Source organism: Shewanella sp. A32 (assembly GCF_029167175.1).
GTDB classification, from domain to species: domain Bacteria; phylum Pseudomonadota; class Gammaproteobacteria; order Enterobacterales; family Shewanellaceae; genus Shewanella; species Shewanella yunxiaonensis.
The window spans coordinates 1-22,315 of record NZ_JARFTS010000025.1 but is presented as its reverse complement, the minus strand read 5'-3'; the positions used below and the strand labels follow the sequence as shown (position 1 = coordinate 22,315).

The window sequence follows — 22,315 nt, the reverse complement described above, 5'->3', positions numbered from 1 at the left end:
GCTGCATATTCAGCAAAAACCCCGCATAGCGGGGTTTTTTTATTGTTGATGTCTAAGGTTTTGCTTTAAACATCAATATCAATAAAAGTCCCTTTGCCTTCTTCGACCGCTTTTGCTGGTGGTGGTTGGTCCGCCTGTCTACGACTGGATTTACGACGTTCACGGGCGAATGGCTTTTGCTCTTTACGGCGATCGTAGCGGAGTCTGCGATCATTATTCACCGGTTGTTGGAATTGCGGATCATCCGGGTTATACGCGGCGATAGCCGTAGCTGTACTCACCTGCTGAACATCTTTCTGCGGTTCATAGGTGGCTTTAGCCGGTTGCGCTACCATGGCGTAGATACTGTCTAATCCCATACCGGTTCCTCTTAACGGCGATGATAAAAATGGGTTAAAATGTCCCTATAAATTTATTATCGACCGATCCTGATCACATTTTAGTCTTTTTTGTCCATTTGTTGTGCATAATTTGTTCTTTAATCTCGCTCAAAATGATTCCTCAAGTGTCTCAGTCTGGCCACTTACAGCGCTGTTTTCTCCACAATCGTGGTTAGCTTTTTCATCGACCAGTGTATCTATCACGTTAATTAGCAAGAAATAGTTGTGTACATCCACAAAAATCCACTTTTTTACGCAGATCCCAAACTTTGAATCATGCCAGTCTAACCCGCTTGGAGACTGGCTTTAAACGGGATCCCGTCCCTTGACAAGCTTTATTGACTATCCCTACACTTAGCACTTGTGGGAATTTGTGGAAAATAGTGGATCAAAAAGGATCAAAGGGGACTGACGAGTGTTTTCCGGGGCCAGTGCGCTGAATTTGGATGCCAAAGGACGGATCGCGATGCCAACGCGATTCCGCGAAGATTTGCGCGCCCAAGAACAAGGCAAGCTCGTCGTGACCGTTGATATTCAGTCACCATGTCTGTTGATTTACCCCGCCGAAGAATGGGCCAAAGTGCTGGCAAAGTTGCTGAAACTTTCTGATCTCCAACCTCAAGAGCGAGCAATAAAGCGGCTGTTGTTAGGTTATGCCCAAGACTGCGAACTGGACAGTAATGGCCGTATTTTGCTGACCCCGCCACTGCGGCAATATGCCGCACTCGATAAAAAGGCGATGTTAGTCGGTCAGTTGAACAAATTTGAGTTGTGGGATGAGCAGACATGGCAGCAGCAGCTGGCCGATAGTCTGAATTTGATCCAAAGCGATGGACTGGAAGCCAGTGAGCGGTTGGCGGATTTTTCACTCTGAAGCAGCGATATAACTAAAGAAGAGATTGATGAGTCAGAATTACGCGCACCAGTCGGTTTTGCTGCAGGAAGCAATCGACGGTTTGAATATCCGCCCTGATGGCATTTATGTCGACGGTACTTTTGGTCGTGGTGGTCACTCGCGTCAAATTCTTAGTCGGCTTGGACCCAATGGCCGCTTAATCGCTATCGACCGTGACCCGCAAGCCATTGCTGCGGCTGAGGCGCTGGCTGATGATACGCGTTTCTCTATTATTCACGGTGGTTTTGGTGGGCTGGCAGGCTACATCGATGACTTAGGATTGACCGGCAAGATCGACGGGGTACTGTTAGACCTTGGCGTTTCTTCTCCACAACTTGATGATGCGGACCGTGGTTTCAGTTTCTTGCGTGATGGCCCATTAGACATGCGCATGGACAACAGTAAGGGTGAAACTGCGGCAGAGTGGTTGGCTCGCGCTGATGTTGAAGACATGGCCTGGGTATTTAAAACCTATGGCGAAGAGAAAAATGCCCGGCATATCGCCCGTTGTATCGCGGCTGATCGTGACACCACGCCTTTTTTACGCACCAAAGATCTGGCCTCACTCATTGAACGCATTACTAAGCAGCGTGAACGCAACAAACATCCCGCTACCAGGGTGTTTCAGGCGATCCGTATTTACATCAATAGCGAACTGGATCAAATCCAGCAGGCGCTGGATGGTGCTTTAGCCGTATTGGCACCCGCAGGCCGCTTATCAGTGATTAGCTTTCATTCGCTGGAAGATCGGTTAGTCAAACGCTTTATGCGCCACCACAGTCAGGCGGCAGAAGTTCCTTATGGTTTGCCCGTAACAGAAGAGCAGTTGCAACAGAATCGCAAACTGAAAACGCTTGGCAAAGCCATCAAACCTTCAGATGCAGAACTTGATGTGAACGCCCGTGCTCGCAGTTCGGTGTTGCGCGTCGCGGAACGCTTAGGGGATTGAGATGGAGGCCTCCAAGCAACAGCCTAATCTAGCGCGCATTGTGGTGGCCGACATCTGGCATCACAAATGGCTGATGCTGTTGTCATGTCTGGTCATTGGTAACGCTGTCGCTGTTGTTTACACCAGTCATATCAGCCGCTATCAGACCAGTCAGCTGAGTAAATTGCAGCAGGAACGCGACCAACTGGATATTGAATGGCGCAATTTACTGTTGGAAGAGCAGTCGCTGGCGGAACACAGTCGCGTGACCCGTATCGCGACCAAAGAACTGGATATGGTACGTCCGTTACCCAATGAAGAGGTCATAGTGAGACTTCCATGAGAAAACAGGCAAAAAGGATTTTCAAGCCTCAACCTATACACTGGCGACTCAAGGCGGTGGTAGTAACGGTGTGCCTGTTGTTTGTTTCTCTGGTCGGTCGAGCTGCGTATATCCAGGTCCTGCAGCCGGAAATGCTGCGTCATGAAAGCGATATGCGTACACTGCGCACGACTTCTTCAGAAGTTCAGCGTGGCCTTATCACAGACCGCAATGGTGAAATGCTGGCCGTAAGCGTGCCGGTAAAAGCGATTTATGCGGATCCCAAAGTGGTTAGCGATGAAAACGGCTTCGCTGATATGCGCCGTTGGCAGGCGTTAGCTGATGTCCTGCACCAACCGGAAACTGAACTGGTTGATAGGGTTAAATCTAACGCCACTAAACGTTTTATCTATATTCAACGGCAGGTTACGCCCACCGTCGCTGATTATATTAAGCAACTGAAACTCCCCGGTATTTACCTGAAGTCTGAATCCCGTCGTTACTATCCCACCGGTGAAATTACTGCGCAGTTAGTGGGTATTACCAATATTGACGATGTCGGCATTGAAGGTCTGGAAAATACCTATGATAACTGGCTGACCGGTACGCCCGCCAAAGAGCAAGTGCGTAAATCTCGCGATGGTCAGGTGGTGGAACGCCTCGGCATCATCCAGCAGGGTGAACGTTCTAATGATCTGGTGTTAAGTCTGGATCAGCGCATTCAGCAACTGGCCTATCGGGAGCTGAAGCGCGCCACAGAAATGTATCAGGCCGCATCGGCATCGTTGGTGATGATTGATGTGCGTACCGGCGAAATTCTGGCAATGGCGAATACTCCGTCCTACAACCCGAATGCCCGAGATGATCTCGAAAGTTTCCGCATGCGTAACCGGGCGGTAACCGACGCATATGAACCAGGCTCCACGGTTAAGCCCTTTGTGATGGCGGCGGCGCTGGAAGCCGGAATTGTCAAACCGGGTGATTTGGTTGATACCTCTCCGGGTTGGATGCGTATCGGTGGCTCAATTGTGCGTGATGGCCACAATCTCGGCGATATTTCACTGGCTACCATTCTGATCAAATCCAGCAACATGGGGATTAGTAAATTGGCGCTGGAAATGCCGATTCAGCAGTTGCTGGGAACATACCAGTCGCTGGGGCTTGGCAATTACACCGGCGTGAATCTCACCGGCGAAAGCACCGGGCTGATACCTGATCGTCATCGTTGGTCTGATTTTGAACGGGCGACCTTGGCCTTCGGCTATGGCCTGACTGTCACGCCGCTGCAGTTGGCCCGCATGTATGCCACGCTTGGCAGCGGCGGTATTTTACGTCCGGCTTCGGTGCTGAAACTGAAACAGGCACCTGAAGGCGTTCGGGTGCTGTCTGAAACATCGGCGAAGGAAGTATTGAAAATGCTGGTGGGTGTCACTGAAGCAGGCGGTACCGGTACCAAAGCGCATATTGACGGTTATCCTGTGGCCGGTAAGTCAGGCACCAGCCGTAAAGCCGTCGCTGGTGGGTATGGTGATGATTACGTAGCACTATTTGCCGGTGTTGCGCCCGCAAATGACCCACGTCTGGCGATGGTAGTCGTCGTCAACGATCCCAAAGGCGATCACTACTATGGTGGTGATGTGTCTGGCCCGGTCTTTGGCAAAGTGATGTCAGGGGCTTTACAAATGCTGAACGTTGAACCTGTCACGCCGCAACAGCAGGTACAGTTAGCCGGCACTCCCAGGAGGAAAGAGTGATGTTGCTTAAAGATCTTCTTGCCCCTTGGTTTCATTATGCCGGCAGTGAAGTGGTGAATGCGCCGACACTCGACAGCCGTAAGATTGTTGATGGCGGCTTATTTATTGCGGTGCCTGGATTTAAGACGGATGGTCGCGAGTATATCGCGGCGGCCTTCAAAAACGGCGCAGCTGCGGTGTTAAAGCATACCGATAACCCGGATGACCATGGGAAAGTCGGTACTGCTGATGGGCTGGTGATCGAATTCTTCCGCCTGAATCGGCAGGTATCGGCAATCGCCGCACAATATTACGGTTTGATAGCCGGTAAGCCGCGCATTGTTGGGGTGACTGGCACTAATGGTAAAACCTCGGTAACACAGCTGATTGCGCAGTGGGTGGAATTATATGGTCAGCAAGCTGGCGTCATGGGCACCTTGGGCAACGGTCGCCCCGGGCAGTTACAAGACACCGGCAACACCACGGCTGATGCCATTACCTTGATGTCACAGTTCAAACAGATGGGTGAAGCCGGCGTGGATGTCTGTGCCATGGAAGTGTCGAGCCATGGGTTGGTGCAGGGGCGGGTCGATGCGGTGCCATTTGAAATTGCCGTGTTCACCAACCTCAGTCGCGATCACCTGGATTTTCATAAGAGTATGGAAGCGTACGCAGCGGCAAAGCAGCGTTTATTACGGTTCCCAACAGTGAAAAAAGCGGCGCTCAATCTCGACGACCACACTGGCTCCACTTGGTTTGACAGCATGGACCGGCAACGACTGCTGGGATTCAGTATTCATGATGATCCGCGTGCCAGCTTGCTTGCTTTGGAGGCGGATTATCATCATGCAGGGATCCAGGCTCGCATCAAATGGCCAGAGGGGGAAGGCCAACTGCAAACACCTTTGTTGGGTGAGTTCAACCTGTCAAATCTGTTGGCGGCGTTATCGGCGTTATATGCGCTTGGTTATCCTTTGCAACAAATGTTGGCTTTAGCGCCAAAGCTGCAACCTGTGCCGGGGCGTATGGAATGTTTCGTAGCGCCCACCGGATTTTCGATAGTTGTGGATTACGCTCACACCCCTGATGGCTTGGAAAAAGCGTTAGTTGCGGCCCGTGAGCACTGCACCGGGCGGCTGTGGTGTGTTTTTGGTTGCGGTGGTGACCGTGATACAGGCAAGCGGCCGCAGATGGCGGCAATCGCTGAGCGGTTGGCTGATCGCGTGATGATCACCAGCGATAACATCCGCAGTGAAGACCCTCAACAAATTATTAATGACATCATAGCGGGTCTGACGCATCCGCAACAGGTGCTGACTGAAGTGGATCGCGTTCAAGCCATTCATCAGGTTGTCAGCCAGGCGCAAGCCGGAGATTTAATCGTGCTGGCAGGTAAAGGGCATGAAACATATCAGGAAATTGCCGGAGTGAAACATCATTACGATGAACGGGCTCTTGCCCGGGAACTGTGCGGGGGCCAACAATGATCTCGCTGACCTTAGGTGACATCGCAACCGCGTTACAGGGACAACTGTTATCCCAGACATCGGCAGATGTGCCGATAGGTAGTGTCAGTACTGATAGTCGTGACATAGCCGCGGGCGGTTTGTTTATTGCGCTGAAGGGTGAGCGATTTGACGGTCACGATTATGCGCAGACAGCCGTCAATTCAGGGGCGGGCGCGTTATTGGTGAGTCGCTTGTTACCGTTAGATCTGCCACAAATTCTGGTACCGGATACTCATAAGGCGCTCGGCCAGCTGGGTGCCTTGGTGCGTGATCGGCTCAATCCTCGCTGTGTGGCGCTGACTGGTTCTAATGGTAAAACCAGCGTCAAAGAGATGGTGGCGACCATCCTGTCACAACACGCATCAGTGCTCTATACCTCGGGCAATTTCAACAATGATATCGGCGTGCCGTTAACCGCGCTGCGCTTGGAACCGCAACATCAATATGCCGTGTTTGAATTAGGTGCCAACCATCCGGGGGAAATTGATTACACTTCGGCGATTGTGCGTCCTGACGTGGCGTTAGTGAATAATGTCGGCAGCGCCCATCTGGCGGGCTTCGGCTCTGAGGCTGGAGTCGCCAAAGCCAAATCTGAGATTTTTCTGCATCTACAGCCGCAAGGAATCGCCGTTATTAACGCCGACGATCACTATGCAGCAGTCATGCGTACAGCGGCTGCTGGTCACCAGCAGATTGAGTTTGGGATTGATGCGCCGGCAGCGCTGCGGGCGGTTAATCTGCAGCATGATGGTAATGGCTGTTACCGCTTTGATATGCACTGGCAAGCTCAGGTTCAGCCGGTGGTGTTACCCTTGGCAGGCCGCCATCAGGTGCTTAACGCGTTGGCGGCAACCGGATTGTGTCTCGGACTTGGGTTGACCCTGGCGGATATCGCGACCGGGCTGGCAGCTATGAAGCCTGTGAAGGGGCGAATGCTGCCAAGGCAGCTAGGACGTATCACGCTGGTGGATGACAGTTATAACGCTAATCCCAATTCTGTAAATGCGGCGATAAATTGGCTGAAAGAAATTGACGGAAATTGCATTTTGGTACTGGGCGATTTGGGGGAATTAGGCGACAATGCTGCGCTTTTACACCGAGAGCTTGGAGAGCGTGCCCGCGATGCCGGGATCGATGCGCTTTTTTGCTGCGGTGAACTGACTAAACACACCAGTGCCGCTTTTGCCACGGAGCATTATCAGGGGATCAGCCCATTGGTAGACGCATTAATAACATATCTCAACCGGCTGTCAGGGAAAGTCACCGTGTTGGTTAAAGGGTCTCGTAGCTCGCGTATGGAGCGGGTGGTAGAAGCCCTTGTAGTAGCCTTCGGGCGCGGGGAGTTAGTGTAAATGCTGGTTTATCTGGCGGAATATCTGACCCAGTTTTATACCGGGTTTAATGTGTTTTCTTATGTCACCTTCAGGGCCATTCTTGGGCTATTGACGGCCTTGAGTTTTTCGCTGTGGTGGGGCCCCAAGCTGATCCGCAAACTGCAGTTATTACAAATTGGGCAGGTCGTGCGAAATGACGGTCCAGAGTCGCACTTTAGTAAACGCGGCACGCCTACTATGGGTGGCTTACTGATTTTGGCAGGCATTTTTATCAGTGTCCTGCTGTGGGGTGACCTGGATAACCGTTATGTGTGGGTGATGTTATTTGTGCTGGCCGCTTACGGGCTAATTGGCTTTATGGATGACTACCGCAAGGTGATCCGTAAAGATCCCAAAGGATTGGCGGCGCGTTGGAAGTATTTCTGGCAGTCGGTTGCTGCACTGATAGTGGGTATTTACTTATACGTCTCTGCTGCAGTCCCCGGTGATACACAGTTAGTGGTGCCATTTTTTAAAGAAATGATGCCACAGCTGGGGATCTTCTTTGTGGTGCTGACATATTTCACCATCGTGGGTTCCAGTAACGCCGTTAACCTGACCGATGGTCTGGATGGCCTGGCGATTACCCCGACGGTAATGGTGGCCGCAGCATTTGCGCTAGTGGCGTACTTGTCTGGTCATGCGCAGTTTGCTGCGTACTTGAACATCCCGCATCTGCCGGGTTCCAGTGAACTGGTAATTGTCTGTACCGCTATTGTTGGTGCAGGACTGGGTTTCTTATGGTTTAACACCTATCCGGCACAGGTTTTTATGGGCGATGTGGGCTCATTATCGCTGGGCGCCGCATTAGGCGCGATGGCGGTGTTGGTGCGCCAGGAGATCATGTTAGTGATCATGGGTGGCGTGTTCGTGATGGAAACGGTTTCGGTCATTTTGCAGGTGGGTTCCTACAAATTGCGCGGCCAGCGGATTTTCCGTATGGCACCAATCCATCACCATTATGAATTGAAGGGCTGGCCAGAGCCGCGAGTGATTGTCCGCTTCTGGATTATTTCGCTGTTTCTGGTGCTGTTGGGTCTGGCGACCCTCAAGCTGAGGTAAGGGTATGAACGGGCGTTATTCACATATCGTGCTGGGATTGGGTGCCACAGGTAAATCAGTGGTGCGTTATCTGATGTCACAGGGAATTTTGCCATTGGTGATGGACAGCCGCCGGAATCCACCCGGTGGCGATGAAATCAAAGCCGAATATCCACAACTGGAATGTAATTTCGGTGGTTTTGATTGCCGCGCGTTAGTGCAAGCCAAACAGATCATTATCAGTCCCGGAATTCCGCTGGATACCCCGGAAGTGCGTGTGGCACTGGATATGGGCATCGAAGTTATTGGCGATGTGGAGCTGTTTGCCCGCGCTATCGCTGATCGTCCTCCTTGTGTACTAGCGATTACTGGCTCCAACGGTAAGTCTACGGTCACCACTCTGGTAGGCGAAATGCTCCAGCAGGCAGGCATACAGGTTGCTGTCGGCGGCAATATCGGCGTACCGGCACTGGAGTTGTTGCAACATCCGGCGACTCATTACGTGTTGGAGCTGTCCAGTTTTCAGTTGGAAACCACCAATAGTCTCGATTGTCTGGCCTCGACCTGTCTGAACATCAGCGAAGATCATATGGATCGGTATAGCGATCTCGAAGCCTATCGCCGCGCCAAACTGCGGTTGTTCGATCAGAGCCGACTCGCGATCTACAACCGCGATGATGAATTGACCAAACCATTGAATCCGATGAATAACAATAGCTTCGGACTCGATAACCCCGACGGTGATGAGTGGGGAATTACCGATGGCAAAATTGTTCACGGCAGCAGCGAAATCATGAATGTGATGGATGTAGCACTGTTGGGAACGCATAACCAGGCCAATATGCTGGCGGCCATGGCGCTGGCAGATGCCGCCGGTGTTGATAAGACGGTCATGGCGAAAGTCGCTGAAGAGTTTAAAGGGCTGTCGCATCGGTGCGAATTGGTGGCAGTAAAAGAAGGTGTGACCTGGGTCAATGATTCCAAAGCTACCAACGTCGGTGCTACCTTGGCCGCGTTGCAGGGGTTCAGTGATTATCTCGGCGACATTATTTTGATTGCCGGCGGCGACGGCAAAGGCGCCGATTTCACTGCGATGAAAGCGGCGTTGAAAGGCGTAAGTACCTTGATCACCTTGGGCCGCGACGGCGACAAGATTGCGGCACAGAAAGAGGGCGCAATCAAAGTCAAAACGATGGCTGACGCGGTAGCGAAAGCCCATGAACTGGCAAACTCTGGCGACATTGTGTTGTTATCACCGGCGTGTGCCAGTCTCGATATGTACAGCAACTTTATGGCCAGAGGCGATGATTTCCGCCATCTGGTGGAGGCGCTGGATGAGCAGCAAGACTGACGAACGCCAGCTTAACCTGTTCGGCGGTGGCATTAAATGGCCATGGTCGGGCTGGTTTGCTGATCGCAGTGCTCCGGGCATGCAGTTGTATGACCGGAGGCTGTTGTTCGCCGTGTTGTCGTTAATCGGATTTGGTTTTGTGATGGTGATGTCGGCGTCAATGCCGGAAGCTCAAAGCCTCACCGGCAATCCGTTCTATTTTGTAGAACGGCATGTCGGTTATCTTGCCGGTTGTGTAGTGATAGCGGCAGTGGTGCTGCAAGTGGAGATGCAACGCTGGCAGCAGTTAAGTCCGTTAATGTTGCTGGTCGTTGGCTTGATGCTGGTTGCCGTGTTGCTGGTGGGAACCTCAGTGAATGGTGCTACCCGTTGGTTATCGCTGGGCCCCATCCGCATCCAGGTAGCCGAAGTCGCGAAATTTGTGTTCTCGGTATATATGGCGGGCTATTTGGTGCGTCGCCATCAGGAAGTGCGCGAGAACGCCAAGGGCTTTTACAAGCCGATCGCGGTATTTGCAGTATACGCAGTGTTGATCCTGATGCAGCCGGATCTAGGCACTGTGGTCGTGTTGTTTGTGGTGACCGTGGGGTTGCTGTTTCTTGCCGGGGCACGTTTGCTGGACTTCTTTGCGTTGATCCTCGCAGGCACCATGGCGTTTGTTCTGCTGGTGTTGCTGGAACCGTACCGCATGCGCCGCGTGACGTCGTTTCTGGACCCCTGGCAGGATCCATTTGGCAGCGGTTATCAGTTGACACAGTCATTGATGGCCTATGGCCGTGGCGACTGGTTGGGACAAGGACTGGGTAACAGTATCCAGAAACTGGAATACCTGCCGGAAGCGCATACGGATTTCATCTTCGCCATCATAGGTGAAGAACTGGGCTTCGTCGGCATTATTGCGGTATTGGCAGTCTTGTTATTCGTGTCATTACGGGCGCTGCGCTTGGGGCATCAGTGCCTAGCAATGGAGCGGCCTTTTGAAGGCTATCTGGCCTATGCCATTGGGATCTGGATCTGTTTCCAGACCGTAGTGAACGTTGGCGCCAGTATCGGCATGTTGCCCACGAAAGGGCTGACACTGCCGTTTATTAGTTACGGTGGCAGTAGTTTATGGGTGATGACCGCTGCAGCTATGGTGTTGTTGCGTATCGATTATGAGCGACGTTTAAGTTTGATTCAGGCGGTACAGGGGAGAGTGAAGTAATGACGGTAGCGGCGAGCGGCAAACGCTTATTGGTAATGGCTGGTGGAACCGGAGGACATGTTTTTCCGGCGCTGGCGGTTGCCCGGCGACTGGCGCAGCAAGGCTGGCAGATCCGCTGGCTGGGCACCGCTGACCGCATGGAAGCTCGACTGGTACCGCAGCATGGCTTTGATATTGATTTTATTGATATCAAAGGCGTGCGGGGAAATGGCCTGTTTCGTAAATTGTCGGCGCCGTTTAAAGTGCTGCATTCGATTTTGCAGGCATTGAAAGTGATCCATGAATTTAAGCCGGATGTGGTGCTCGGCATGGGCGGCTTTGCCAGCGGTCCCGGCGGTGTAGCGGCGAAAATCGCGCGTATACCGTTAGTGCTTCATGAGCAGAATGCCGTGCCGGGGCTGACCAACAAACTGTTGTCTCGCATTGCCACACAGGTGCTGTGTGCGTTTGCCAACACCTTTACCAAGGTTAAGGCCCAGGTCGTGGGCAACCCGATCCGGGCAGAATTGGTGGCGCTAGGTGAATCGCCCAAAGCGGTCAGTACTGAAGCGGTAAAGGTGTTAGTGGTTGGTGGCAGTTTGGGTGCCAAGGTATTTAATGAGCTGTTGCCAGAGACGATTGCCCGAGTCAGCCAGTCCTTGTCAGTAACTGTCTGGCATCACGCGGGAAAAGGTAATCAAGCCGCAGTACAGGCACAGTACAAACATTGGGGTCAGGATGACCGGGTTAAAGTCGCAGATTTTATTGATGATATGGAAGCGGCCTATCGTTGGGCAGATCTGGTGATTTGTCGTGCCGGGGCGTTGACCGTATCTGAACTGGCAACCGTGGGATTGCCAGCGATTTTTGTACCATTACCACACGCGGTGGACGATCATCAGACCCGCAACGCCCAAGTATTGGTAGATGCCGGTGCAGCTAAGTTGTTACCGCAATCACAGTTGAATATAGAGAGCTTGTCAGCGGCGGTGTTAGCGCTGGCAGAAGACAGAGAACAATTGGTCCAGATGGGCCAGAAGGCCAGGACTGTTGCAGTTCTGGATGCTACCGATAAGGTGGCAGCCGTGTGCAGTGCACTGGCAGAGAAAGGATCAAAATGACAACTATTGCAGAAAAATACGCTCAGGTGAGAGCCACTATCCCGGAAATGCGCCGGGTAAGGCGTATTCATTTCGTGGGTATTGGTGGTGCCGGTATGGGCGGCATAGCCGAAGTATTACTGAATGAAGGCTATCAGATCAGCGGCTCTGATATTGCACACAACGCGGTGACCGACCGTTTATCTGCGCTTGGGGCGCGGGTGGTGATAGGTCACAGTGCCGAAGCCGTAATGAACGTTGATGTAGTCGTGGTTTCCAGTGCGATTCATCAGGATAACCCTGAATTATTGGCAGCCAAAGCTAACCGTACACCTGTAGTGCGCCGCGCTGAGATGCTGGCCGAGTTGATGCGCTATCGTCACGGCGTCGCCATTGCGGGCACTCATGGCAAGACCACAACAACCAGTTTGATTGCCAGTATTTATGCCCAGGCGGGTCGTGACCCGACATTTGTCATCGGTGGTTTGCTCAACAGTGCCGGTACCAATGCCCGATTGGGGCATAGCCGCTATCTGATTGCCGAAGCCGATGAGAGTGACGCATCGTTTCTGCATTTGCAGCCGATGGTGTCAGTAGTGACCAATATCGAAGCCGATCATATGGACACCTATGGCGGCGATTTTGAAAAGCTGAAAAGCACGTTTGTGGATTTTCTCCACAACTTGCCATTTTACGGTGTGGCAGTGCTGTGTACAGATGACCCAACTATTCGTGACATTTTACCGCGGATTGGCCGTCACATGGTGACCTACGGCTTTAACAGCGAAGCCGATGTCCAGGCGCTGGACTTCAGTCAACAAGGTGGTCAATGCCGCTTTACCGTGAGACGTAAGGGTAAGGATGATCTGCCACTGTTGTTGAATTTGCCGGGCCGACACAATGTACTGAATGCGTTGGCGGCAATTTCAGTCACGACAGAAGATGATATTGAAGATGAAGCCATCATCAAGGCGTTAGCCGAGTTTCAGGGGATTGGCCGCCGCTTCCAGCACTTGGGGGATTACGAAACTCCTAATGGCAAGGTGATGCTGGTGGACGATTATGGGCATCACCCCAGTGAAGTCGCTGCCACTATTCGTGCTGCGCGTGCTGGCTGGCCGGATGAGCGTTTGGTCATGGTGTTTCAGCCGCACCGCTATACGCGTACCCGGGATCTCTATGAAGATTTCGTGGATGTGCTGTCACAGGTGGATTGTCTGTTGATGCTGGAGGTCTATCCGGCGGGTGAAGCGCCTATTGCCGGGGTAGATAGTCGGGCTTTGTGTCGCAGCATTCGTCTGCGGGGACAGGTCGATCCGATTTATGTGGCATCTCCTGAGCAGTTAGCGGAAATTCTGCAGTCAGTCGTCAAAGACGGTGATCTGCTGTTGACTCAGGGCGCCGGCAATATTGGTGCGGTTTCCCGCGAGCTGGCGCGTACTTGCCTGGGATTTGCGAAAGATGAGACTGATGACGGCGTTGCATAATAGGGCCGCTTTTGCGCTGCAGTGACATGAGATAAGTCGATGACACTGAAGCAAAAATGGCAGAAAAAAACATCGCAGCTCGCACAGGTCAACTGGTACTTGTGCAGCGGTGTCGCCTTTTTGCTGATAGTGATATTTGGTCTGCTATTGGCGGGCTGGAAGTTAAATCTGTTACTGAACGATGCTGATGCGTTACCGATAGATGCAGTAGCGATCAAGGGTGACCGGCAGTACACCAGTGACAGCGATATTCGCGCTGCGCTGCAGGATTTAATGAAACGCAGTTTTTTTAGTGCAGATGTGACACAGGTGCAGCAAGCATTAGAAAATCTGCCCTGGGTTTACCGGGCTTCGGTGCGCCGAGATTGGCCAGCCAAGCTAAAGGTTTATCTGCAGGAGCAGGTGCCTGTAGCGCATTGGAACCAGGACGCATGGTTGAATGAACACGGTGAAGTGTTTCAGGCTCCATCCCGGCCAGGACTTGAGGCGTTGCCGTGGTTGTCCGGGCCTGAAAAACGCGGTGCCGAAGTATTGAAGGCTTTTCAGCAACTGGACGAACTGTTGCGTATCAATAGCTTCCGGTTGGAAAAATTGAGTTTGACACCACGGTTGGCGTGGGAAGCTGTGCTTGGCAACGGCATCGTGCTGGAGCTGGGGCGGGAAGATAGGATGTCGCGGGTACAACGGTTTATCAACGTGTATCCGGAGTTATTGAAGCAGGATAAAACTGTCGCCAGAGTGGATTTGCGTTATGACACGGGATTGGCGGTAGGCTGGCAAGAGTCACAACAAGAGAGTCGGTGATTGATGACCAAGAACCAAGATAGAAATTTGATCGTCGGATTGGATATCGGTACCTCCAAGGTCGCAGTGATCATTGGTGAAGTGCTGCCTGATGGCGAGATCAGCATAGTGGGACTCGGCAACCATCCTTCCCGCGGTATGGACAAGGGCGGCGTTAACGATCTGGATTCCATCGTCCGCAGTGTGCAGCGGGCGTTGGACCAGGCTGAACTCATGGCAGATTGTCAGGTATCGTCGGTGTATCTGAGTATCTCCGGCAAGCATATCGCCTGTCAGAATGAAAACGGCATGGTGTCGATCAACGACGAAGAAGTGACCCAGGAAGATGTGGAAAATGTTATCCACACCGCCCGGTCGGTAAAAATCCCCACTGAGCGGCGCATTTTGCATGTGTTGCCACAGGAATATGCCATTGACGTGCAGGAAGGGATTAAAAGCCCGATTGGCATGTCTGGCATGCGGATGGAAGCCAAAGTACATATCGTGACCTGCGCTAACGACATGGCCAAGAACATCACCAAGAGTGTCGAGCGTTGCGGTCTGAAGGTAGACGATTTGGTGTTCTCCGGTATTGCCTCTGCTGACGCCGTGCTGACTGCCGATGAGAAAGATCTGGGTGTCTGTCTGGTCGATATCGGCGGTGGTACTACCGATATTACCGTTTATACCAATGGCGCCTTACGCCATTGTGCAGTCGTTCCGGTGGCCGGTAATCAGGTAACCAACGATATTGCCAAAATCTTCCGTACGCCGCTGTCGCATGCGGAGCAGATTAAAGTGCAGTACGCTAGTGCGCGTAGTGCCACCGTAAGTCGTGAAGATAGCATTGAAGTACCCTCTGTTGGCGGGCGGCCGTCGCGTACCATGTCTCGTCACACTTTGGCCGAAGTCGTTGAACCGCGTTATCAGGAATTATTTGAGCTGGTGTTCAAGCAACTGAAAGACAGTGGTCTTGAAGATCAGATTGCCGCCGGGATTGTGATCACCGGCGGTACCGCTTCTATTGAAGGTGCGGTGGATATTGCCGAGGCAACCTTCGGCATGCCGGTGCGGGTGGCATCACCTTTACCGGTAAAAGGGTTGTATGAATATGTGGATCAGCCAATTTATTCGACAGGTGTCGGGCTGCTCCATTACGGTGCTCGGCGGGTGATTGAACGTCAGTTCGAACGTCCGGAGCGCCCAGGGGTAACCAGCTTATGGAATCGGGTCCAGAGTTGGTTTAAAGGCGAGTTTTAACTCGCATTAACGCAGGTAGATGGAGAATAAGGTCATGTTTGAGATTATGGATACTCAAAATGATGCGTTGAGCGATGCAGTGCTCAAAGTCATCGGTGTCGGCGGTGGCGGTGGTAACGCTATCGAACATATGGTGAAGCATAATATTGAAGGTGTTGAGTTCATGGTAACCAACACCGACGCACAGGCGCTGCGAAAATCCGCGGCGGGCACCACTATTCAGATCGGTCGCGATGTCACCAAAGGTCTTGGTGCTGGCGCCAATCCAGAAGTGGGCCGTGCTGCTGCTGAGGAAGATAAAGAAAGCATCCGCGCAGCTATCAAAGGTGCCGATATGATTTTTATCGCTGCCGGTATGGGGGGTGGTACAGGTACTGGTGCGGCGCCGGTGGTGGCAGAGATTGCACGTCAGGAAGGCATTCTGACGGTCGCAGTGGTGACTAAACCGTTCCCGTTCGAAGGCAAAAAGCGTATGGCTTATGCCGAGCAGGGCATTTCCGAGCTGGCTAAACACGTGGATTCGCTGATCACCATCCCTAACGAAAAACTGTTAAAAGTCTTGGGCCGTGGTACAACGTTGCTGGACGCTTTTGCTGCGGCTAACAACGTATTGTTAGGTGCGGTGCAGGGTATTGCTGAACTGATCACTCGCCCAGGCCTGATCAACGTGGACTTTGCTGACGTACGTACCGTGATGTCTGAAATGGGTAATGCCATGATGGGAACGGGTGTCGCTCGTGGCGAAGATCGCGCCGAGGAAGCGGCTGAAGCCGCCGTTGCCAGCCCATTGCTGGAAGATATCGATTTGGCCGGTGCGCGTGGGGTGTTGGTTAACATCACCGCTGGCATGGACATGAGTATCGAAGAGTTCGAAACCGTGGGTAACCACGTCAAAGCTTATGCTTCCGATACTGCAACCGTCGTGGTTGGTGCGGTAATCGACCCAGAAATGAGCGATGAGCTGCGCGTGACTGTAGTGGCTACCGGTATTGGTGCCGACAGAAAGCCAGATATTCAGTTGGTTTCCAAGCAAGTTAGAACTGAACCTGTGGTTGAACCTCGTGTCGAAACCTATGTTCAGCCCGAAGAACCTGTTGCCGCGCAATCGACTAAGAGTAATGTTGTGACTGCACCACAACCTGCACCTAGCCACAAGAATGAACTGGATTACTTGGATATCCCGGCATTTTTGCGTAAGCAGGCGGACTAACAGTTTGTGAACTGGATCTGATTAATCGTTGGCCAAGTACCGATGATTATTGCAGCGACAGGATTTTTTTTGTGAAATGGTTTGATTATGCTAGGATATCCGACCAGCTGCGACCGTGGTCCGGCTTTTAGTGTCGAATATAATGTTTTATTGTTGCAATTTTTACGGGTAACTAAATGATTTTTCAAAGAACACTTGAAAATACGGTAAAAGCGACCGGTGTCGGATTACATTCTGGCAAAAAGGTAACTTTGACCCTGAGACCCGCACCAGTGAATACAGGGATCCTGCTAGTCCGTACGGATCTGCAGCCGCATGTCACCATTCCGGCCAAAGCGGAAATGGTGCGTGAGACTACCATGTGTACCGCATTGGTGAACGACGAAGGCGTCCGTATTGCGACGATTGAACATTTATTTGCTGCTTTAGCGGGTCTGGGCATTGATAATGCTGTGATTGAAGTAAATGCACCGGAAATTCCGGTGATGGACGGTAGTGCTAGTCCTTTCGTATTCCTGCTGCAAAGCGCGGGGATCAAGCAGCAATCAGTCGCTAAAAAGTATCTTAGAATCAAGCAAACCGTACGTGTGGAAGACGGCGATAAGTGGGCAGAGTTGCGACCTTATAAAGGTTTCAAAGTAGACTTTGAAATCGACTTTGCACATCCCGAAATTGCTCGTAGTCAACAGCATATCGTGATGGATTTTTCATCTGCAGCCTTTATTAAGGATATCAGTCGCGCCAGAACCTTTGGTTTTATGCGCGATGTTGAATATCTGCGAGCCAATAATCTTGGCTTGGGTGCAAGTATGGAAAATGCCGTTGTGCTTGATGAATACCGCGTCCTCAACCCCGATGGCCTGCGTTATGAGGATGAATTTGTTAAGCACAAAATTCTCGATGCATTCGGTGACCTGTATGTAGCGGGTCATGCGATTGTTGGCGAATTCCGTGCGTTCAAAACGGGTCATGCATTAAATAACCGTTTGGTGCGAGCCCTGCTTGCCAACCAGGAAGCCTGGGAAGTGGTAAGCTTCGATAATGAAACCGATGCTCCGGTCAGCTTTAGTATGCCGACCGGTGTGGTAATGGCATAGGTTAGTCTTTTGAGCCCTGACGGCTGGCTAGTGCAGCCAGCCGTTTTAATTTTTGGCCTAGTGTACCGTCCGTATGCTCGGCTAATGCATTGATGTGTGCCGCTGCGGTTTCACTCAATGCCCTGTGAGTCACCTTGGGTTTTGTATCGATAGACGCAAGTGCCGGGTTGACTTTCACCTCAATAGCGGTAAGCATTGGGAGCGCCTCTTGCTGGAGCTGTTGTAACAGTTTCGCTTTCTGAAAGTTGATTCTGGCAGCCCAGGCCGATGTCGGTGTTTCGATCACCAAGACATTCTGGCGCAAATTGGCAACTGTTAGCTGTGCGCTGACTGGACCCGTCAAAAGTTGTTTGACGTACTTGTCCAGATATAACAAAAGCTCTGCTCTCTCGGCCAGACTCGGCATTGAGCCTGACTGGTGTACCAACTGACTAAGGTCTTGGGGGAGCTTTTTCATTATGATAATAAGATGGCTTACTGAGGCTATGAGTGTAACAGTTTTTATTCAGGGTCGAAATGGCGTGACACGCTGGCAGCCGGGGAAGTACTGGCTGTTGCTGCCTATGCTGCTTATTGCGGCAGGCACAGGACTCTATCAATACAATCATCAGCGCTTTGAATCTCAGCAGGCCAATGTTGACCAAGAGCGGCAAGCCCGCGAACAGCAACAAAAACAAGTCAAACAACTCAAACAAGCCACCGAATCTCAATTAGCTACCCTCGTGGCGCATGTTGCTCGTATGCAAGCCAAGCTGACCCGTCTTGAAGCTCTAGGCCAGCAACTCGCTGAGAATAATCAACTTGAAGACCAGTTCGATTTTAATGCCGAAGTAGGTGTCGGTGGTGGGAGTGATATTGGCTCCACGATAGAATTAGACCAACTGATTGCAGATATGGATCGGTTGGCAGCAGGAATTGATAAAAATAACGCTAAGCTGTCACTACTTGAAACGGTGACTTCCAACCTCAATATCAATGAGGAGCGTTATATATCAGGGCGCCCAGTCGATAAAGGCTGGTTATCCTCGCCCTACGGTTTACGCAATGATCCTTTCACTGGCCGACGCGCGATGCACAAAGGCATCGACTTTGCTGGTACGGAGGGTTCGGATGTTGTCGCTACTGCCGCTGGTGTAGTGACATGGGCCGGAAAGATGTTTGGCTATGGCAATCTGGTGGAAATCGACCACGGTGACGGGTACCGTACCCGTTATGGCCATAACGAAGCTTTGTCAGTAACTGTAGGTGATGTGGTTGCCAAAGGCGAGAAGATCGCCGTGATGGGAAGTACAGGGCGTTCAACCGGACCCCATGTACATTACGAAGTACTGCGTAACGGTCAGCAGATTGACCCTCAGAAGTTTGTTTATCGCCACGCAGGCTAATCGGAATTGGCCGCCAGACTCAGCTGAGAGCTGGCCTACAACTAAAAAGTGATTCAGATGTTAGGTAAATTACTGACAAAAATATTTGGTAGCCGTAACCAACGTACCCTTAAAGCGCTCGGCAAAGTTGTTGCGAAAGTCAATGCGCTCGAAGCGGAATATGAAAAGCTCAGTGATGAGCAACTGAAGGCCAAAACCGCAGAATTCCGCGAACGTCTCGCCAACGGTGAAACGCTCGAACAGATCACTCCCGAAGCCTTTGCTACCGTCCGTGAAGCCTCCAAACGTATTTTCGAAATGCGTCATTTCGATGTGCAGTTGTTAGGGGGGTTAGTACTCGACAGTAACCGCATCGCTGAAATGCGTACCGGTGAAGGTAAAACCCTGACAGCAACGTTACCGGCTTATCTCAATGCTATCAGCGGTAAGGGCGTGCATGTCATTACCGTTAACGATTACTTGGCCCGTCGTGACGCTGAAACTAACCGTCCATTGTTTGAATTCCTGGGCATGACTGTCGGCATCAACGTTGCTGGACTGGGACATCAGGAAAAAGTGGCGGCTTATGGTGCAGATATTACCTACGGTACCAACAACGAATTTGGTTTCGATTACCTGCGTGACAACATGGCGTTTTCGCCTCAGGAACGTGTACAGCGTCCACTGCACTACGCACTAATTGACGAAGTGGACTCGATCCTGATCGATGAAGCGCGTACCCCACTGATCATCTCCGGTGCCGCAGAAGACAGTTCAGAGCTTTACGTTAAAGTCGATAAGCTGATCCCGAACCTGATCAAGCAAGACAAAGAAGACTCCGAAGAATATACCGGTACCGGTGATTTTTCTGTCGATGAAAAAGCCAAGCAAGTCAACCTAACCGAACGTGGTCAGGAAAAAATCGAACAGCTGTTGATTACCTCGGGTCTGCTCACTGAAGGTGACTCGCTTTATTCAGCTGCTAACATTTCGTTATTGCACCATGTTCATGCCGCTTTGCGGGCACATAACCTGTTCGAAAAAGACGTGGACTATGTCGTGCAGGATGGCGAAGTCATTATTGTGGACGAGCATACTGGTCGTACGATGCCAGGGCGTCGTTGGTCCGAAGGTCTGCATCAGGCGGTCGAAGCGAAAGAAGGTGCCAAGATCCAGAATGAAAACCAGACGCTGGCATCCATTACCTTCCAGAACTATTTCCGTATTTATGAAAAACTGGCGGGGATGACCGGTACTGCTGACACCGAGGCGTTCGAATTCCAGCATATTTATGGCCTGGATACCGTCGTGGTGCCAACCAACCGTCCCATGATCCGTAAAGACATGGCCGATTTGGTTTACCTCACAGCGAAAGAAAAATATGCGGCAATTATTGATGACATCAAAGGTTGCCGTGAGCGTGGCCAGCCCGTGCTGGTTGGTACGGTTTCGATTGAACAGTCAGAACTGCTGTCACACCTGCTGAAACAGGAAAAAATTCCGCATCAGGTATTGAATGCCAAGTTCCACGAACATGAAGCGGAGATTGTGGCTCAGGCCGGGCGCTCCGGTACGGTAACCGTTGCGACTAACATGGCGGGTCGTGGTACCGATATCGTACTGGGTGGTAACTGGAAGTCTGAGATCGAAGCACTGGAAAATCCTTCCGAGGAAGAAATCAGCCGCATTCGTGAAGACTGGCAGAAACGTCACGACGAAGTTGTTGCCGCCGGTGGCCTACATATTCTGGGTACCGAACGTCACGAATCCCGCCGTATCGATAACCAATTGCGTGGTCGTTCAGGCCGTCAGGGTGACCCAGGTTCTTCCCGTTTCTATCTGTCGCTGGAAGATACACTGATGCGTATTTTCGCTTCAGACCGTATGGCCGGAATGATGAAGAAGCTGGGGATGGAAGAGGGCGAAGCCATCGAACATCCTTGGGTTTCTCGGGCTATTGAAAATGCCCAACGTAAAGTTGAAGCGCGCAACTTCGATATTCGTAAGCAGTTGCTCGAATATGACGATGTTGCCAATGACCAGCGCCAAGTGGTTTATGCACAACGTAATGCGTTGATGGACGCTGAAAGTATTCAGGAATCTATCGAAGCGATCTGTGCGGATGTGATTAATGGCATTGTCGATCAATATATTCCACCACAATCAGTAGAAGAGTTGTGGGATATTGCTGGTCTGGAACAACGCTTGGAACAGGAATTTGCGCTCAAGTTACCGATTCAGGAATGGCTGGATCAGGAAGATGAACTGCACGAAGAGACACTGCGTGAGCGTATTGTCGAGAAATGGCAGGATGCATATAACGCCAAAGAGCAGATGGTAGGCCCAGCGGTACTGCGCCAGTTTGAAAAAGCTATTATGTTGCAGACACTGGATGGCCTGTGGAAAGAGCATCTGTCTGCGATGGATTATCTGCGTCAGGGGATCCACCTGCGTGGTTACGCACAGAAAAACCCGAAACAGGAATACAAGCGGGAATCCTTCGAGTTGTTCCAGCAGATGCTCGATCAACTGAAACATGACGTGATCAGCATTCTGTCCAAAGTACAGGTACAGGCGCAGGAAGACGTTGATGAAATGGAAGCTCGCCGTCGTGAAGAACAAGCGCGCATCCGTCATGAATATCAGCACGCTGAATCTGAATCATTGACCGCAGATGACCAACCACCAGCGGGTATGCCCCAAGCACCTGTCATCCGTCATGGCGATAAGATTGGCCGTAACGATCCCTGCCCATGTGGTTCAGGAAAAAAATATAAGCACTGCCACGGCAAGTTATCGTAACTGATACTGCAAGTGGGCGATTCTAAGAGGCGACGTTAAGTCGCCTCTTTTTTTTGGTGGATTCCCCAAGGCAAATATTCTCATTCCTGCATTGGTTGTGGATAAAACTGGGGATAATCAGTGAGTGTTATGTGCTTAACCTGTAATGATCGAAAAAGATCGATCTTTCGATAAAAAAGCCCTTGCGCTATCTTTTTAGCTCCCTATAATGCGCCCTCGTTGTGTCGCCATTCAGTGCTGTAAGCAGAATTGAAATGGGTAAACACAGCGGGCAAAAAGCCTTATGTATCAAGTGTTGTCTGCCAATTCATCAATTGCAGAAAACATCAGAAAAAATGGCTTGACGCTAAAATCGGGATGTGTAGAATACGCAGCCCTGAGCCGATGAAGTCGGCGCCTTTGAAGTAGTGTTCAGAGGCATGCTCTTTAACAAAATATCAAGCAATCTGTGTGGGCACTCGCAGTGAACGAATCGCAAAACGATTTAAAACTCACTGA

At 51.4% G+C, this 22,315-nt stretch carries 19 protein-coding genes; 17 read left to right on the top strand and 2 right to left on the bottom strand.

Annotated features, from left to right (window positions below):
* Positions 1–65: 65 nt before the first annotated feature.
* Positions 66–359 carry a hypothetical protein gene (locus PY479_RS14905; protein WP_212595143.1) on the bottom strand — a complete coding sequence of 98 codons (294 nt, stop codon included), beginning with the start codon at positions 357–359 and terminating at the stop codon, positions 66–68.
* Between the two features lie 436 nt (positions 360–795).
* Between PY479_RS14905 and mraZ the strand changes: the two genes are divergently transcribed.
* The 15 genes from mraZ (at position 796) to lpxC (ending at position 17,651) form a co-directional block, all read left to right on the top strand.
* Positions 796–1,254: a division/cell wall cluster transcriptional repressor MraZ gene (gene mraZ / locus PY479_RS14900; protein WP_212595144.1), complete on the top strand. Its 459-nt coding sequence runs from the start codon at positions 796–798 to the stop codon at positions 1,252–1,254.
* A 28-nt stretch (positions 1,255–1,282) separates the two neighbouring features.
* Complete coding sequence (rsmH, locus tag PY479_RS14895) at positions 1,283–2,224, top strand: 16S rRNA (cytosine(1402)-N(4))-methyltransferase RsmH (protein WP_275484234.1); 942 nt, start codon at positions 1,283–1,285, stop codon at positions 2,222–2,224.
* 1 nt (position 2,225) lies between these two features.
* Positions 2,226–2,546 (top strand): cell division protein FtsL, encoded by a 321-nt coding sequence (gene ftsL, locus PY479_RS14890; RefSeq protein ID WP_212595146.1) that lies wholly within the window; start codon positions 2,226–2,228, stop codon positions 2,544–2,546.
* The gene (locus PY479_RS14885; RefSeq protein WP_275484233.1) at positions 2,543–4,279 is read left to right on the top strand and encodes a penicillin-binding transpeptidase domain-containing protein; all 1,737 of its coding nucleotides are present in this window, start codon (positions 2,543–2,545) and stop codon (positions 4,277–4,279) included. The genes ftsL and PY479_RS14885 overlap by 4 nt, the downstream gene beginning before the upstream one ends.
* On the top strand, positions 4,276–5,745 hold the full coding sequence (murE, locus tag PY479_RS14880) for a UDP-N-acetylmuramoyl-L-alanyl-D-glutamate--2,6-diaminopimelate ligase (protein WP_275484232.1): 1,470 nt from the start codon (positions 4,276–4,278) through the stop codon (positions 5,743–5,745). Before PY479_RS14885 ends, murE begins: the two co-directional genes overlap by 4 nt.
* Positions 5,742–7,118, top strand: a complete 1,377-nt coding sequence (gene murF, locus PY479_RS14875) for a UDP-N-acetylmuramoyl-tripeptide--D-alanyl-D-alanine ligase (protein ID WP_275484231.1) — start codon at positions 5,742–5,744, stop codon at positions 7,116–7,118. The genes murE and murF overlap by 4 nt, the downstream gene beginning before the upstream one ends.
* Positions 7,119–8,201, top strand: a complete 1,083-nt coding sequence (gene mraY / locus PY479_RS14870) for a phospho-N-acetylmuramoyl-pentapeptide-transferase (protein ID WP_212595150.1) — start codon at positions 7,119–7,121, stop codon at positions 8,199–8,201.
* Between the two features lie 4 nt (positions 8,202–8,205).
* Positions 8,206–9,531 (top strand): UDP-N-acetylmuramoyl-L-alanine--D-glutamate ligase, encoded by a 1,326-nt coding sequence (gene murD / locus PY479_RS14865; protein ID WP_212595151.1) that lies wholly within the window; start codon positions 8,206–8,208, stop codon positions 9,529–9,531.
* Positions 9,515–10,735, top strand: coding sequence for a cell division protein FtsW (gene ftsW / locus PY479_RS14860; protein WP_212595152.1), 1,221 nt, complete (start codon positions 9,515–9,517; stop codon positions 10,733–10,735). The genes murD and ftsW overlap by 17 nt, the downstream gene beginning before the upstream one ends.
* Complete coding sequence (murG, locus tag PY479_RS14855; RefSeq protein ID WP_275484230.1) at positions 10,735–11,835, top strand: undecaprenyldiphospho-muramoylpentapeptide beta-N-acetylglucosaminyltransferase; 1,101 nt, start codon at positions 10,735–10,737, stop codon at positions 11,833–11,835. The genes ftsW and murG overlap by 1 nt, the downstream gene beginning before the upstream one ends.
* The gene (gene murC, locus PY479_RS14850) at positions 11,832–13,301 is read left to right on the top strand and encodes a UDP-N-acetylmuramate--L-alanine ligase (RefSeq protein ID WP_212595154.1); all 1,470 of its coding nucleotides are present in this window, start codon (positions 11,832–11,834) and stop codon (positions 13,299–13,301) included. Before murG ends, murC begins: the two co-directional genes overlap by 4 nt.
* A 39-nt stretch (positions 13,302–13,340) precedes the next feature.
* The gene (locus PY479_RS14845; RefSeq protein ID WP_212595155.1) at positions 13,341–14,105 is read left to right on the top strand and encodes a cell division protein FtsQ/DivIB; all 765 of its coding nucleotides are present in this window, start codon (positions 13,341–13,343) and stop codon (positions 14,103–14,105) included.
* A 3-nt stretch (positions 14,106–14,108) separates the two neighbouring features.
* Positions 14,109–15,344: a cell division protein FtsA gene (gene ftsA, locus PY479_RS14840; RefSeq protein WP_212595156.1), complete on the top strand. Its 1,236-nt coding sequence runs from the start codon at positions 14,109–14,111 to the stop codon at positions 15,342–15,344.
* Between the two features lie 34 nt (positions 15,345–15,378).
* Entirely contained in the window at positions 15,379–16,554 is a 1,176-nt protein-coding gene (ftsZ, locus tag PY479_RS14835; protein WP_212595157.1) for a cell division protein FtsZ, read from the top strand.
* Between the two features lie 176 nt (positions 16,555–16,730).
* Positions 16,731–17,651, top strand: a complete 921-nt coding sequence (gene lpxC, locus PY479_RS14830; RefSeq protein WP_212595158.1) for a UDP-3-O-acyl-N-acetylglucosamine deacetylase — start codon at positions 16,731–16,733, stop codon at positions 17,649–17,651.
* 1 nt (position 17,652) lies between these two features.
* Here the strand turns inward: lpxC and PY479_RS14825 are convergent, their stop codons facing one another.
* Complete coding sequence (locus tag PY479_RS14825) at positions 17,653–18,108, bottom strand: DciA family protein (RefSeq protein ID WP_212595159.1); 456 nt, start codon at positions 18,106–18,108, stop codon at positions 17,653–17,655.
* A gap of 28 nt (positions 18,109–18,136) precedes the next feature.
* Between PY479_RS14825 and PY479_RS14820 the strand changes: the two genes are divergently transcribed.
* Both PY479_RS14820 and secA read left to right on the top strand, forming a co-directional pair.
* Positions 18,137–19,036, top strand: coding sequence for a M23 family metallopeptidase (locus tag PY479_RS14820; protein WP_212595160.1), 900 nt, complete (start codon positions 18,137–18,139; stop codon positions 19,034–19,036).
* 57 nt (positions 19,037–19,093) lie between these two features.
* Complete coding sequence (secA, locus tag PY479_RS14815; protein WP_212595161.1) at positions 19,094–21,817, top strand: preprotein translocase subunit SecA; 2,724 nt, start codon at positions 19,094–19,096, stop codon at positions 21,815–21,817.
* Positions 21,818–22,315 lie beyond the last annotated feature (498 nt).

What these genes read in the sequence shown, in the direction of transcription:
- PY479_RS14905 (WP_212595143.1), bottom strand. Translation starts at nt 359, where the DNA reads ATGGGATTAGACAGTATCTACGCCATGGTAGCGCAACCGGCTAAAGCC.
- rsmH (WP_275484234.1), top strand. Translation starts at nt 1,283, where the DNA reads ATGAGTCAGAATTACGCGCACCAGTCGGTTTTGCTGCAGGAAGCAATC.
- ftsL (WP_212595146.1), top strand. Translation starts at nt 2,226, where the DNA reads ATGGAGGCCTCCAAGCAACAGCCTAATCTAGCGCGCATTGTGGTGGCC.
- PY479_RS14885 (WP_275484233.1), top strand. Translation starts at nt 2,543, where the DNA reads ATGAGAAAACAGGCAAAAAGGATTTTCAAGCCTCAACCTATACACTGG.
- murF (WP_275484231.1), top strand. Translation starts at nt 5,742, where the DNA reads ATGATCTCGCTGACCTTAGGTGACATCGCAACCGCGTTACAGGGACAA.
- mraY (WP_212595150.1), top strand. Translation starts at nt 7,119, where the DNA reads ATGCTGGTTTATCTGGCGGAATATCTGACCCAGTTTTATACCGGGTTT.
- murD (WP_212595151.1), top strand. Translation starts at nt 8,206, where the DNA reads ATGAACGGGCGTTATTCACATATCGTGCTGGGATTGGGTGCCACAGGT.
- ftsW (WP_212595152.1), top strand. Translation starts at nt 9,515, where the DNA reads ATGAGCAGCAAGACTGACGAACGCCAGCTTAACCTGTTCGGCGGTGGC.
- murG (WP_275484230.1), top strand. Translation starts at nt 10,735, where the DNA reads ATGACGGTAGCGGCGAGCGGCAAACGCTTATTGGTAATGGCTGGTGGA.
- murC (WP_212595154.1), top strand. Translation starts at nt 11,832, where the DNA reads ATGACAACTATTGCAGAAAAATACGCTCAGGTGAGAGCCACTATCCCG.
- PY479_RS14845 (WP_212595155.1), top strand. Translation starts at nt 13,341, where the DNA reads ATGACACTGAAGCAAAAATGGCAGAAAAAAACATCGCAGCTCGCACAG.
- ftsA (WP_212595156.1), top strand. Translation starts at nt 14,109, where the DNA reads ATGACCAAGAACCAAGATAGAAATTTGATCGTCGGATTGGATATCGGT.
- ftsZ (WP_212595157.1), top strand. Translation starts at nt 15,379, where the DNA reads ATGTTTGAGATTATGGATACTCAAAATGATGCGTTGAGCGATGCAGTG.
- lpxC (WP_212595158.1), top strand. Translation starts at nt 16,731, where the DNA reads ATGATTTTTCAAAGAACACTTGAAAATACGGTAAAAGCGACCGGTGTC.
- PY479_RS14825 (WP_212595159.1), bottom strand. Translation starts at nt 18,108, where the DNA reads ATGAAAAAGCTCCCCCAAGACCTTAGTCAGTTGGTACACCAGTCAGGC.
- PY479_RS14820 (WP_212595160.1), top strand. Translation starts at nt 18,137, where the DNA reads ATGAGTGTAACAGTTTTTATTCAGGGTCGAAATGGCGTGACACGCTGG.
- secA (WP_212595161.1), top strand. Translation starts at nt 19,094, where the DNA reads ATGTTAGGTAAATTACTGACAAAAATATTTGGTAGCCGTAACCAACGT.